We start from the raw sequence: 13,222 nt of genomic DNA on the forward strand, positions 1-13,222 counted from the left end.
GCCGCGCCGCCAGGCTCGAGGTCCCGAAGGGGCCATCTCCCGCGCCGGGATGAGATCGCGGGGTCGTAGGTGGGATGCGCTGACGTGCGCGTCTGTGGCAGGAGCTGCCGGCGCCCCCATCGGCTCCAGCGCTGCCGGTGCCAACGTGACAGCGGGTAGGACCTCCGTGGTTTTTTTAGGATCCCTGGCCGCACGCCTGGTCGGTGGAACCAGGCCAGGTGCTAGGGCGCGCCCGCGTGCGTCAGCGTCTCCCAGCCGATGTGGTTGCCGAACCGCGTGGAAGCGCTGCTCATCGCCCTCACCCGTGCGATGAGCGCCTCGGTCTTCGGCATGCTGATGCCGCGCCGGTTGTGGAACTCGTTGTACCCGATCTCCCAGCCCATCACCGCCGAGTGGCCGCCGGCGTTCTTGGAGAAGCTGCTGCAAGGCCAGCTCCGCGCCGGCATCCAGCCCGCGGGGGAGACCTCCACGCCGACCCGATTGCGCGTGTTGTCGAGGTACTGCAGCACGTAGTCGGCGTTCAACTCGAGCGACTCCCGCAGACGGTTCTCGTCATGCTCCGGGTCGTCGCCGTAGGCGCTGCGAGGGTCGCCCTGGATGCGGAGGGTCTCTGCCATGTTCGCGAGCGAGCTCATGCCCATCTGGGTATGCCCGAGGTCGCGGCAGGTCTCCTTCCTTGCTGACCAGGATGCCAGGATGTACGAAGGGGCTGGCGGGGGCCGCGCTGCCGGCGATCTGAAGCTCCGTCACGCTGGCGTAGTCGTTCACGGTGTTCCCGTTCACCGTGAGACGGACGTAACGCGCGTTGACGGGCTGGAATTCAGCCGGCTGGAGCGACGTGCTCGGCAGGCTCTTCCCCGAGACGAGCGGCGAGAAATTGCGACCGTCCGTGGACGTCGAGAGCGCGTAGTCATAGATGCGTCCATCGACTCCGCCGTTGTACCAACCCAGAGAGATGCCGCAGATGCTCTGCGTCGTGCCCAGGTCTGCGGTCACGTAGGCGCCCTTACCGCGGCCCGACCAGCGGGTGGCCAGGTTGCCATCCGCGACGTTCGCTGCCGGGTTCTCGGCCTGCGCGACGCTGGCGACGAGGCTCGCCGGCGTGAGGCGAACCGTGCAGCCCGGCGCCGCGAGCGATGATGGCTTCTGGTCGATGACCTGATCGCCGTCCGTCATCGAGCCCTCGCCAGCGCCCGTGTCGGCATCTCCAGCGCAGCCCAAGAGAACAAGCGCCAAGGCGACACACATTGTGGGAGCGGTAGTGCGTAAGCTCAAGGTATTCTCCTTCGGGCGGATTGTTGCCCGCCTCAAGACACAAGTGTGCGTAGTGATGCTACCAAGTAAGAGTGAAAGTCTCAAAGAGATAAGGTGCGATTTCTACTGGGAATGTCAAGCCCTGCCGCGCGATCGGCTCCGGATGACAGCCTCATGCTTTGCTTGCGCTTCCACCTTTCTTCAGGATAAAGGATGCATGTCAGTCGTGTGTTGGCCGTGAGATGGGCCGTTTCCGATTCCTGGATTGCGATCCAGACATGCGCAGCTCGTAACCGCCTGGACGAGGGATCTCCTATGAACGCAGCAGGGCACCGGACCTCGGTTGGCGTCCCCGAACGGCGCGCCGGCGTGACATGAGCGCCGCCGGCACCTCGCCCCGGAGCGCCTCGATCCACCGCCTCGTCCGCGCCAACAACGCGGTCTGGGCCGCGATGTACTATGACGAGCTGGTGGACACGGACGACTACCAGCTCACGTACATGGCCGACGCCGACGCGGGCTACTACAACTGCGCCCAGGCCGTGTCGCGCTCGGGCCCCGACGTCCTCGCGGCCGTCGAGGCTTTCTACGCGGCGCGCGGCCTGCCCCCCGCCGTCTACCTCGATCCCGAGAGCGCTCCCGGTCTGCGCGCCCAGCTCGCCGCGGCGGGGTATGCCGAGATCCCGGGCGAAGCCGAGAATTGCCACCTGCTCGACCTGCGCGGCCCCGCGCCCGACGGCTCCCCGCCCGAGGCCGCGCTCCGCCTCCCGGTCGAGCGCGTGCGGGCCGTCCGGCTCGCCGGACCGGACGACCCTCTCTTTCCCGCGTTCGTCGACGTCGACGGCACGTCCAACGAGCTGCCCGACGCGGTCCGGCGCAAGCTCGCGCAGAACCTCCGCGACCGGTGTCTCCCGGGCGTCGAGGTGCACTGCTTCCTCGCGCTGGTCGACGGCGTCCCGGCCTCGTCGCGCGTCGTCGGCTTCTGCGACGGCTGCGCCCTGTACGCCGAGGGCGGCACGCTCCCGGCCTACCGCCGGCTCGGGCTGTACGCGTTCCTGATGCTCCACGGCCTCGCGTTCGCGCGCGCGCGGGGCGCTCGCTTCGCGTTTCAGACGGCCGCCGCCAGCGCGCACTCGAACCCCGCGGTGCTGAAGCTGGGGTTTCAGCGGGTCTGCACCCGCTCGTACTGGCGGCGCTCGCTGGTGTAGAATCCGCCGGCGAGGCCGCATGAGCAGCATGCTTCTCGATACGACGGACGCTGCGGTCCTGCAGTTCTACGCGAGCAACGGGGGCGCGCAGAACGGGTACGCCGCGCTCGACACCTCGGTCACCGATCGCGGCGTGCTGTTCACCTCGGCCGAGGGCCTGCGCTCGTTCGCCTACGATCGCGGCCACCTCGAGCGGATGTTCGCCTCCGCCGGATACGCCCTCGCGCGCGCCTTCGCGATCGGGCCCATCGCCGCAGGATACATGTTTCGCCCGCGCGACTTTCGCGCGCCCACCGACGTTCGCGGCGAGCGCTAGTGGACTGTTCGATAAGTTTTTTAACATAATCACGCGGCATGCCGCTCAACCCAGCGGTGCATTTTCTGCCGCGTCCAGGACCACCTGAACGGGTGAGCGTAGAGCTGGTCGTACTCTCGCCAGCTCGCGTCCAGGTGCTCGACGAGCTGCTGGCGGCTGTTCCAGCTGCCGCGCTTCAGGTAGCGCTCGCTGAACGCGCGGAGCAGCAACTCAGCCTGGTTGAGCCACGAGGCGTGCGCTGGCGTCACGAGCACGCGGACGTGCGGGTAGAGGGTACGCAGCAGGGTGGTGGTCTCCTGTGCGACGTGGGACGGGGCTCCGTCCCAGATCAGGTGCACGCGTCGCGCATCGCAGCACTCGTGGAGTAACTCGGGCAGGATCGCGCGCAGGTGCTCGCTATCGTTCCGGTTGGGGCACCATCCGCGCATCTTGCCCGTGTGCACATCGAGGACCGCGGCGAAGTTCACCGTCCCGTGCCGGATGTACTCGAACTCCTGGTGCTCGGCCTGGCCGGGCCTCACGGGGCGCGTCGGTCGCCGGCGTTCGAGCACCTGGATGTTCGGCTTCTCGTCGAAGCAAAGTACAAGCTCGCCGCGCGCGGCTAGATCCGAGGCTCTTTCGTAGCACCACAGGATGCGCGTCACCCTCCTCTCGAAGTCGGCATCGATCGTGGGCGTCTTCCAGTACCGCGAACGGTGGGGTTGCAGATCGGCGGTACGCAGGATCAGCGAGACGGTCGAGTGCGCGATCTTCGGCACCAGCCCACGCTCAGCCGCCACCTTCGCCAGGCTGCGCGTCGACCAGTGCGTCATGTGCAGCCCGAGCCCTGCGGGCTCACAACAGGCGAGCATCTCGAGGCCGACGCGTTGCAGAGGGGGAAAAAGCCCGGGGCCGACCCTCGCGAGGGGCGTCCTCGACCGCCCGAACCCCCACCTTTTCGTACCGACGGCAGAGGTGCCAGATGCTCTCGCGCCTCTGCTCCACGTGCGTCGCCAGTTCCTCCACGACCGTCGCCGGGTCTGCCATGGCCAAGAGCACCCGAGCTCGGCGAGCCACGCGTTGCTCGGTCCGTCCATCGCGCACCAGCCGCTCCAGGTACGCCCGATCCTCCTGCGACAGCTCGATCTTCCTGGGTGGTCGTCCTCGCATGCCGAAGCTTACGCCACCCCGGGGAATATGTTAAAAAACTTATCGAACAGTCCACTAGCCGCCACAAGCACGAGGGAACGATGACCTACCTGCTGCACGAGGCGCTCGCCGGCGCCTTCCGGGACCACGCGACGCGCACGGCGATCCGCGAGGAGGGCGCCGACGTGACGTATGGCGCGCTCGAGGCGCTCGCCGCCAAGGTGGCGCGGCTGCTCTCCGCCGGCGCCCACGGCGGCGCCGGGCTGTGCCGGGACGCCGATCGCCTCGTGGGGCTCTCGGCCGCCGTCACCCGCGACTCGGTCGCGGCGGCGATCGGGATCCTCTCAGCCGGCCGCGCCTACGTGCCGCTCGACGTGCAGTCCCCGCCCGCGCGGCTCGCGGAGATCATCGCCGACGCGCGGCTGCGCGTGCTGCTCGTCGATCCGGTCGCCTATCCCGACTGGGAGCAGCTCGCCCGCTGCGAGGGCGTCGAGGCGCTGGTGCTCCTCGGCGCGGAGCCGCCGGCGTCCGCCGCCGCCCCGGCGGCCGCGCGGCTCGTCGCCTGGTCCGAGGTCCTCGCGCTCCCGCCCGCGGCGCCGCCGCGGCGGCCGATCCTGTCGGACGACCTCGCCTACATCCTTTACACCTCGGGCTCGACCGGCGTGCCCAAGGGCGTGATGCTCACGCACCGCAACGCGCGGACGTTCGTCGACTGGATGGCCGCGGAGTTCGAGATCGACCGCGACGATCGCGTCGCCTCGCGCGCGCCCTTGAACTTCGACCTCTCGGTGTTCGACGTGTTCAACACGCTCGCGGCCGGCGCGACGCTCCTGATCAAGGACCGGCGCAAGGCCCGCGAGGCGGGCAAGAGCTCGGCGCAGCGCCACCGCGAGTACGTCGCCATGCTGCGGGACGAGCGCGCGACGGTGCTTTACACGACGCCGTCGACGTTCGTGACCCTGCTCGAAAAGGGCGGGCTCGACGCCGCGGTGCCGCTGCGGGTGATCATGTACGCGGGCGAGCCCTTTCCGCCGGCGCTCCTGCGCAAGCTGATGGCCGCGCTGCCGCGCACGCGGGTGGCCAACATCTACGGTCCGACCGAGACCAACATCGTGACGTGTCACTGGGTCCGCGAGCCGCCCCAGGGCGACGCCCCGATCCCCATCGGGCGCGAGGTCGACGACACGGAGATCGAGGTGGTCGGCGAGGGCGGCCGGCGCTGCGCGCCTGGCGAGCCCGGCGAGCTGTGGGTGCGCGGCGGCACGGTCTGCGTCGGGTATTTCGGCAAGGACGAGCTGACCCGGGAACGGCGGGTCGAGAGCCCCTTTCACCCGTACCCGGCCCATTTCTGGCGCACCGGGGATTACGGGCGCCGCCTGCCCGACGGCACGCTGATCTACCATGGGCGCCTGGACAACATGGTGAAGACGCGCGGCCACCGGGTCGAGCTCGGCGACGTGGAGACCGCGCTGTCCGAGCACGCCGAGCTGGCGCAGGCCGTCGTCGTGCCCATCCCGCACCCGCGCTACGGCAGCACGCTGCACGCCTTCGTGCTCGCGCGCGAGGGCGCGACGCGGGTGCGACCCGAGGACGTGATGCGCTTCCTGGAGGGGCGGCTGCCGCATTACATGCTTCCGTGGGAGATCATCGTGGTGAGCGAATTCCCTTATACGTCCACCGGCAAGGTCGACCGTCAGCTCCTCATCCGCACACGGAGCGCCAGCGATGAACAACGTATTTGACGCGATCATCCGCGAGAACCTCCAGAGCCAGCGCGCGAGCATCCAGGAGGTGATGCAGCGGAGCCGGATGTTCGACGCCGACGCCGCGCAGATCGACGGCCGCATGATCCGCGTCGGCGAGCGCTGGATCGCGGACTTCGCGTCGTGCAATTACCTCGGCTTCGACCTGGACGAGGACATCATCGCTTCGGTCGAGCCCGCGCTCCGGGAGTGGGGCGTGCACCCGAGCTGGTGCCGCCTGGTGGCCAGCCCGCACCTCTACGCCCGCTGCGAGGAGGAGCTCGCGCGCCTCGTCGGCGCCGAGGACTTCTTGATCCTGCCCACCGTGACGCTGGTCCACGTGGGCGTGATCCCGGCGCTCATGGGCAAGGACGGGGTCATGTTCCTGGACAAATTCGCGCACATGACGATGTACCAGGCCGCCAAGATGGCCCGCGACAGCGGCTGCAAGCTCTTGAGCTTCCCGCAGGACGATTTCGGCAGGCTCGAGGAGCACCTGCGCGCGCACCGCGCCGCCACCAAGAAGCTCATCCTGGTCGACGGGGTGTACAGCATGACGGGCAAATACGTCGACCTGCCCCGGCTCGCGGCGCTCGCCAGGGAGCACGGCGCGGCGGTCTACGTCGACGACGCGCACGGCTTCGGGGTGGTCGGCGAGCGGCCCACCGCGGAGATGCCGTATGGATTCCGCGGCAACGGCGTCGTCCGGCACCACGGCCTCGGCTACGAGTCGGACGGCATCATGTACGTCGGCGGCTTCTCGAAGGCGTTCTCGTCGCTGGCCGCCGGCGTCGCGTGCAGCAGGACGACCAAGGCCTTCCTCAAGGCGTACGCCACGCCGTACGACCTCTCCGGGCCGTGCCCGACCGCGTCGCTCGCCACCCTGCTCGCCGCGATCCACGTGAACGCGGCGCGCGGCGACGAGCTCCGCCGCCGCCTCTACCGGCTGACCAGGCTCGCGGTCGACGGGCTGCGCGCGCTCGGGTTCCACGTCGACAACGACAATTACTTCCCCATCGTGAGCGTGTGGTGCGGGGACAACGAGCGGCTGATCGAGGCGTCGCGCATCCTGTTCGACGCTGGCGTGCTCCTGACCCTCGGGCCCTACCCGATGATCCCGAGGGGCAAGGAGGAGCTGCGGATCACCATCACCTCGGCCAACACCGAGGAGCAGGTGCACGAGCACCTGCTCCAGGGCTTTGCGCGCGTGCGCGACTACCTCACGCGCACCGGCGCGCCGCTGCGCCCCGCCGAGGCCGGTTGATCGACCGCGCCCCTCGACCCTGGGAGCGCGCCGCCCACCCCTCGACCCCAGGCAGGCTCACCTCAGGTAGCCTTCGATCGCCTCGTACCAGACGCGCGCCATCCGGGCGTAACCCGCCTGATTGGGGTGGACGGTGTCGCCGAGCTCGGACGTGGGGAAACCCGTGAACTGATCGGCGAAGACGATGTGCGCGCCCGCGGCGGCCCGCTCCTCGACCATCGGGGGGATGGTGGCGTTGAACGTATTGACCGCGTTCGCGGCGGCCGGCAGAGGGATGATGTTGCTCACGACGATCAGCGCGTCGGGCGCCTCGGCGATGAGCTCGTCCAGGAGAGCGGCAAGGCGGGTGTTGGCGCCGTTCGCGCCTTGCACCATGTCATTCGTGCCCGCGTGGAGCAGCACGATGTGCGGCATCTCGTTGAGCGCCGGGCTCGGCACGCGACCGGCGATCTGCTGGATGGTTTGCCCGCTGATCCCCTCGTGGTTGCGGGGGAACGTCACGCCGTCGACCATCGCGGGGCCGTTCTTCTGCTGCGTGCCAGTGAAGGTGATCTCGTGGTCGTCCTGCAAGGCCAGGCGGAAGAGCTCGACCCGGTACCCGCCGTCGAAGCCGAGACCGAAGGTGATCGAGTCCCCGAGGGGCAGGACCTTGCAGGGGCCCGTCGCGGGGCAAGGCTGGAACCCCGGATCGGGAGCGCCCCCACCGCCGCCCGAGCCGCCGGAGGTCGCGCTCGTGGAAGAGCTCGCGCCGCCCTCGCCGGCGCTGGTCGTCGCGCCGCTCCCCGTGGTCGCCCCCCCGCCGGATCCACCGGTTCCGGTCGCGCTGCCCGCCCCGCTCGTTGTCGACGCGCCGCTTCCGCTCGCCGGAGCGCCGCCGGAAGTGGCCGTTCCAGACCCGCCCGAGCCCGCGGACGACCCGTCAGAATCGCTGGAGCAGGCCAGTGAGCCGACGAAGAGGAGGCCCGCGAGGGGAATCGCGCGGGCGAGGGCGCCGAATGCACCACGGCGGACGAGAAGCGGAGACGTCGAAGGCGACATGTGAGCAGCGCTCCCGGTCGTAGGCGACCAAGTGGTGGAAAATTATGTTTATGGCCTATATTCGGCGGGCTCGGCGCATTGCCGCACCGCCCGCGCAGCCTCTGCGAGAAGTGGCGGAAGGGTACGAGGCGCTCGCAGCGATGTCGTTCAAATTCCCGGCGAAGGTTTTCAGGATCTCGACGTGCTGGGTCCGATCCGCTCGGCGCAAGCGAGCAGAGCTGCGCGCTGGCGGCGCGGCCCGCGCACGAAGGGCTTGACCGCTGTGTTCCTCGATGCCGACGATGCTCCGGGCGACCCCGAGCATGACCGCGAAGCTTCCAGCAAAGTACGGAGTGGCGCTCACCGGATCGGACTGGGTGGGGCTGCCTCTGCGGATCGGGCACGTGCCCGAAAGCGGCCGGTTCGAGGCGCTCTCCAACGAATCGGATGCGGTCCTGGTCTGGACGGGAGGCCCCTCGCAGGTGCACATTTGCTTCGCGGACCCGACCTCGGGAGAGGTCCGGGAGCACTCCTTCGAGCGGCTCTCGGGCATGATGGACCTCTTGCCGCGGAGGACCAGGCTCCACAGCGTCGAGTGGCGGGGGCGGCCGTCCGTGTGCACGGCCGTGAACTTCCCCGAAGCATCGATGTTGGCCCTCTGCTCGTCTCCGTCCCCCGGCCTGGTTCCGGAGCGGGGCCCGCAGTTCGGCCTGGTCGACGCCCACGTGGTCGATCTGGTCCTCCGGCTCCAGGCGCAGGCCGAGGGGCAGGAGTACCTGGGAGCCGTGTACGTCCAGTCGCTCTCCCTGGCGCTGGCCTCCTATCTCTCGGCGCGGTACGGCGCGGGGGCGAAGGCGGAGAGCTCGCTGCGCAGCACGAGCCTCTCGATCAGCCAGCGCACCAAGATCGAGAAATTCGTGGACAGCGAGCTCTCCTCGAACTTCGGGCTTGTCGACCTGGCGGGGATGGCGGGCTACTCGCCCGACCATTTCTCGCGCCTGTTCAAGCACGCCTTTCGCCAGACTCCCTATCAGTACGTGCTCTCGCGCCGCGTCGAGCGGGCGATGACCATGCTCCGGGACGAGCGGCTGTCCATCGCCGAGATCGCTCTGGCTTGCGGCTTCTCCAACCAGGGGCACCTGACGACGGCGTTCAAGCGCCGTACGGGGATGACGCCCGGCGCGTATCGAAAGAGGTGACGGGCCGCTCGGCGCCTCAGGGCACGGAGCTCGGACGACACGCAGCAGCTCGGCCGCGACGCGCGCGCGGTCGCGCCGATGAACGGATCGCGGGCAGCTCGCTGGCGCTCCAGCGAGGTCCGCCCCTGCCTTGACAAGGAAATCTACCAAAGGTAACTTACCAAGAGTAACACGCCTTCGCCCGTGATCGGCGAGCAGGAGGTTCTGCATGCACGCGCTCATCGTCGTCTCGCACCCCGAGGCCGGGTCGCTCACCCATGGCGTCGCCGCGCAGATCGCTGAGGAGGTGTCCCTGTCCGGCAATTCGTTCGAGATCGCGGACCTCGCGGCGGAAGCGTTCGATCCGAGGTTCACCGCGGCGGATCTCGCCGTCCACCGCAGGAAGGCGCCGCCGCCCGCCGACGTCGCCGCCGAGCAGGCGCGGATCGACCGCGCGGACGCCCTCGTGCTGGTCTATCCTGTCTACTGGTGGTCGATGCCGGGGCTCCTCAAGGGGTGGATCGATCGCGTGTTCTCCAACGGCTGGGCCTTCGACTTCGGCCTGGATACCGGGCTGGTGAAGAAGCTCGGCCGCCTCCGGGTGCACCTCGTCGCCATGGCCGGCAGCGACGCGCGGCTCTACGCGCGGCACGGCTATCTCGGCGCCATGAAGACGCAGATCGATCACGGGATCTTCGATTACTGCGGCGCGCGCGTCGCGACCTCCGAGCTCCTGTTCGACTCGGAGACGCGGGATCCGGCCGCTCATCTGGCCGCCGCGCGCGCCATCGGCCGCGATGTCTTCGAGGCCTCCAGGCGAATCGAGGCCACCGGGACGGCGTGAACGCGGAGGGCGCTGGGCCGGCGGCCTACCTACGGCGGGCGCCGGGGCCTCGGGCGGCGTTCAGGGCGCCTGGCAGGACACGCGGTGGATCGGCTCCTTTTTCCCCTCGCCGATCATCACGTAGTCCCAGCCGCCGGGCATCCACGCGATCGCCTCGGCCTGCTCCTCGTCGGCCGACGGCAGCATGCAGGGCGAGCCGGCCAGCGCCTGCGCCACCGTCTGATCCGGCGTCATCGGGTAGTAGAGCACGTGCGACGAGGTCCGCAGCAGCACCCCCGCGCCGTCCGGGTGCACGTCGCCGCCCGTGAAGCGCGCGCTCCCGGCGGGCGGCTGGATCGAGCCCGCGTGGACGAGCGTCGCCGGCGCGCCCGCGGCGGGGAGCGCCGGCAGCTCGTAGACCTCCGAGATGCCCTTGTTGACCTTCGTCACCACGGTGAGCGCCCCGGTGGTGGGGTGAACGAGCAGCGTCTCCGCGTCGTGGCTGCCGTCGGGGTACGAGATCACGAACACCTCGGCGGTCGAGGCGCGCGGCGCGCCTCCGAGCGCGTCCGGCTCTTGCACGCTGTAGACCGCGTAGCTGTCGCGCTCGCTGTCGTTGTCGCCGATGTCCGCGAGGAACAGGCAGCTGCCCCCGCCCGTGCGGCAGGGGCCGCGCGCGATGTCCTCCCAGTCGATCGCGGCCGCGCCGGCCACGTCCACCTGGGCCCGCAGCGCGCCGCCGAGCCCGATCGCGAAGAACCGGGGGTCGTCGCCGTGGTCGTTGTGCACGTAGAGCGCGTCCGGGTGCAGCGCGCTGGCGACCACGCCGGAGCACTCGTCGATGTCGCCCTCCGGGAGCGCGCCGACCCGCGCCACCCCGGCGCAACGAGGGCAGCCCGTGACCCGCACCTCCGGAGGCGGCGGATCCGAGGCTCCGCAGCCCGAAAGGAGCAGCGAGAGCGCGAGCGCTGGCGGCGCCGAGCGCCGCGCCAGGGCCCCTCTCGCAGGCCCGCCGCGCGGGCGGGGCGCCCGGAGGGGGCGCGGCGGCAGCAACGGGGCGCGGAGGATGTCGGTCGCGGGCATCGGTGACATGAGGTTCCCTGTGGGGTGATATTCTCGCATACTTCGCTGCCGCGCGACGCGGCGCGATCGGCGCCTGACCGGGAGGAGCCGCCGGGGGCGAGGCGGTCGGCCCGCGCCCGCGCGAGCCGACGTGACGAGGCAGCGCACGGCACGAGCCCGGCGGGGAGCACGAGCTCGTCAGCCCTGCGTCCCGCAAGGCCCGAAGCCCTCATGGTAGGCTGGATTTCATGAAATGTCCTGCTTTCATCCTCGCCGGCTTGCTCCCCCTGAGCTTGCCGAGCGTGTCGTTTGCCGCCGCGTGCGACTCGGTCTTCTTCGCGTCGAGCGCCACCGAGCTCGACCTTCCTCCCGGGGGGGAGAGGGTGCTCTTTGCGGACATGGACGGTAACGGCGCCTACGACTGGCTCGTGAGCCGTCCCTTCGAGCTCACGCTCCAGCTTCGCAACCGCGACGGCTCGCTGCTCACCAGCACGACGTACACGCACGACGTGGACCGCGAGCGGTCCATGCGGCAGTTCGCGGTCGCCGATGTCACCGGCGATGGCCAGCTCGATGTCGTTGTCAGGGACACCCAGCGCGTGTTCGTCCTCCAGCAGACGTCGGGCAACCTGACGCACCTCGGATACCTCGATGTCACGCCGAGCGATCCCGGATCGCAGCTGCTGCTCGCCGCCGGGAATTTCCTTAGCCCGAGCCAGGCGGACATCGTCGTCGAGACGGCCCCGAGCGAGATGCAGCTGTTCCACGCGTCGGAGGGAGTGTTCCGCGCGGTCCACACGCTGACCGACGTCGCCGCGCTCGATGAGTTCGTCACGCGCACGACCGAGATGGTCGCGCGGGACGTCGATGACGATGGTCTACAGGACTTGCTGTATCCGGCCGCGGGCGGCGTCGCCATCGCCCAGCGGACCGCCTCGGGGAGCTTCCAGCCGGTACATCGGCTGGCGATGGACGGAGGCTACCAGCTCGGGGCGTTCGGCGACTTCGACGGCAACGGTCTCCAGGATGTGGCCGTGATCGCGAGGGAGGAGGTTGCACCGGCGGACTACAAAATGCTGCTCCATACGTGGCTCCAGGCGCCCGCGGGGACCTTCACCCCGCTGGAGCCCGAGGAGAGGGCTCGCGGCAGCGGCCGGATGCTCACGGCCGATCTCTCGGGGGACGGCGCAGACGAGCTGGTCGTCGGCTCGTTCATCGGGCAGCTCGTCGAGCGGCAATGGACGTTCACCGAGCGCAATCGGTCGGAGTACGCGCCGGAAGCGCTGATCGACCTGACGGGCGACGGGTTGCTCGATCTCGTCAACTCCACCTACTACGACCCCTCCGTGGCCCCCGGCATGCGGACCGATCTCGCGATCGAGATCGTGGACGCGCCCGCCCTCGTCAGGTCGGGCGACGACCCCCGGCTGATGCTGTCGGTGACGAACCGGAGCTCAACACCGTCGCAGGGCATGACCCTCTCCGCAGACGGTGGAGAGAGCGGCCAGATCGAGCTGAGCTGCGGCGTCCCTGGCGAATGTTCCGTACCCGGGCTCGGCGCCGGGGAGAGCAGGCAATTCGTGGCGACCCTCAACGTCGGGGAGGGCGAGCACGTGGACCTGAGCGTCTCGGTGTGCAGCCGTCTGGTCGACGCCGACGCGAGCAACAACCGCGCGACGCTGCGGATCCCCATCGACAACGAGGTGCGCGCCGACCTGCACGGCGACGTGAGCATCGTGATCGAGGACTCGGACATCATGCTCATCGAGCATGTGTGGAACGACGGTCCCTCGACGGCGAGCCGCGTGCGCCTGGAGCAGGACCTGCCCGAGGGCATGGTCGGTGTCACCTGGACGTCGGACGAGGGGGTGGACTGCGCCGCGCAAGCGGGCAAGCTGTCTTGCGAGGTCGCGGAGATGCCGAAGTTCAATGGCTGGTCCATCACCGTGCGTGGCAAGCTCGATTATCGAGGGCAGCGGGTCGAGACGTGGGCGACCGTCACCAGCGACGCAAAGGACCCGGACGAGAGCAACAACAGGTTCGGTCGCGTCATACCGGAAGGCTTCCTCGGCGGGGTTCCGCGCACGCCGCCGGACGGCGATGGCTCGAGCGGCTGCGGCTGCCGCCTCGTGGCGTCCCCGTCCAGCGCCCCGCCCCAGGCCCTCTGGCTCGCGCTCGCGGCCGCCGCGGCCCTCGGGCTGCGGCGGATCCGCCGCAGCTGACGCCGCTC

Annotated in this window: 12 protein-coding genes; 7 read left to right on the forward strand and 5 right to left on the reverse strand. The window is 69.7% G+C overall.

What is annotated here, in order from left to right; all coding sequences use genetic code 11:
- Positions 1 to 221 precede the first annotated feature (221 nt).
- Together WME98_RS24460 and WME98_RS24465 are read right to left on the reverse strand one after the other, a co-directional pair.
- Positions 222 to 617 carry a hypothetical protein gene (locus WME98_RS24460; RefSeq protein WP_437953456.1) on the reverse strand — a complete coding sequence of 132 codons (396 nt, stop codon included), beginning with the start codon at positions 615 to 617 and terminating at the stop codon, positions 222 to 224.
- Complete coding sequence (locus WME98_RS24465) at positions 553 to 1,176, reverse strand: discoidin domain-containing protein (protein WP_437953457.1); 624 nt, start codon at positions 1,174 to 1,176, stop codon at positions 553 to 555. The genes WME98_RS24460 and WME98_RS24465 overlap by 65 nt, the downstream gene beginning before the upstream one ends.
- A gap of 452 nt (positions 1,177 to 1,628) precedes the next feature.
- Between WME98_RS24465 and WME98_RS24470 the strand changes: the two genes are divergently transcribed.
- Positions 1,629 to 2,462: a GNAT family N-acetyltransferase gene (locus tag WME98_RS24470; protein ID WP_437953458.1), complete on the forward strand. Its 834-nt coding sequence runs from the start codon at positions 1,629 to 1,631 to the stop codon at positions 2,460 to 2,462.
- Between the two features lie 19 nt (positions 2,463 to 2,481).
- Positions 2,482 to 2,778 carry a hypothetical protein gene (locus tag WME98_RS24475; RefSeq protein WP_437953459.1) on the forward strand — a complete coding sequence of 99 codons (297 nt, stop codon included), beginning with the start codon at positions 2,482 to 2,484 and terminating at the stop codon, positions 2,776 to 2,778.
- 29 nt (positions 2,779 to 2,807) lie between these two features.
- Here WME98_RS24475 and WME98_RS24480 read toward each other — a convergent pair whose 3' ends face one another.
- Positions 2,808 to 3,629, reverse strand: a complete 822-nt coding sequence (locus WME98_RS24480) for an IS630 family transposase (RefSeq protein WP_437948501.1) — start codon at positions 3,627 to 3,629, stop codon at positions 2,808 to 2,810.
- A 378-nt stretch (positions 3,630 to 4,007) separates the two neighbouring features.
- On the opposite strand from WME98_RS24480, the gene WME98_RS24485 reads away from it, so the two are divergent.
- Both WME98_RS24485 and WME98_RS24490 read left to right on the forward strand, forming a co-directional pair.
- Entirely contained in the window at positions 4,008 to 5,648 is a 1,641-nt protein-coding gene (locus WME98_RS24485; RefSeq protein ID WP_437953460.1) for an amino acid adenylation domain-containing protein, read from the forward strand.
- Entirely contained in the window at positions 5,632 to 6,912 is a 1,281-nt protein-coding gene (locus WME98_RS24490) for an aminotransferase class I/II-fold pyridoxal phosphate-dependent enzyme (RefSeq protein ID WP_437953461.1), read from the forward strand. Before WME98_RS24485 ends, WME98_RS24490 begins: the two co-directional genes overlap by 17 nt.
- 57 nt (positions 6,913 to 6,969) lie before the next feature.
- Here WME98_RS24490 and WME98_RS24495 read toward each other — a convergent pair whose 3' ends face one another.
- Positions 6,970 to 7,950: an SGNH/GDSL hydrolase family protein gene (locus WME98_RS24495; protein ID WP_437953462.1), complete on the reverse strand. Its 981-nt coding sequence runs from the start codon at positions 7,948 to 7,950 to the stop codon at positions 6,970 to 6,972.
- 383 nt (positions 7,951 to 8,333) lie between these two features.
- Here WME98_RS24495 and WME98_RS24500 point away from each other — a divergent pair, with 383 nt between their 5' ends.
- Together WME98_RS24500 and WME98_RS24505 are read left to right on the forward strand one after the other, a co-directional pair.
- Positions 8,334 to 9,128, forward strand: coding sequence for a helix-turn-helix domain-containing protein (locus WME98_RS24500; protein WP_437953463.1), 795 nt, complete (start codon positions 8,334 to 8,336; stop codon positions 9,126 to 9,128).
- Positions 9,129 to 9,336: 208 nt separating this feature from the next.
- Positions 9,337 to 9,951: an NAD(P)H-dependent oxidoreductase gene (locus WME98_RS24505; protein WP_437953464.1), complete on the forward strand. Its 615-nt coding sequence runs from the start codon at positions 9,337 to 9,339 to the stop codon at positions 9,949 to 9,951.
- A 60-nt stretch (positions 9,952 to 10,011) separates the two neighbouring features.
- Here WME98_RS24505 and WME98_RS24510 read toward each other — a convergent pair whose 3' ends face one another.
- Positions 10,012 to 11,022: a hypothetical protein gene (locus tag WME98_RS24510; RefSeq protein WP_437953465.1), complete on the reverse strand. Its 1,011-nt coding sequence runs from the start codon at positions 11,020 to 11,022 to the stop codon at positions 10,012 to 10,014.
- Between the two features lie 218 nt (positions 11,023 to 11,240).
- Between WME98_RS24510 and WME98_RS24515 the strand changes: the two genes are divergently transcribed.
- Positions 11,241 to 13,214: an FG-GAP-like repeat-containing protein gene (locus WME98_RS24515; protein ID WP_437953466.1), complete on the forward strand. Its 1,974-nt coding sequence runs from the start codon at positions 11,241 to 11,243 to the stop codon at positions 13,212 to 13,214.
- The last annotated feature ends 8 nt before the right edge of the window (positions 13,215 to 13,222 follow it).

Source organism: Sorangium sp. So ce296 (genome assembly GCF_051529605.1).
GTDB lineage: Bacteria > Myxococcota_A > Polyangia > Polyangiales > Polyangiaceae > Sorangium > Sorangium cellulosum_D.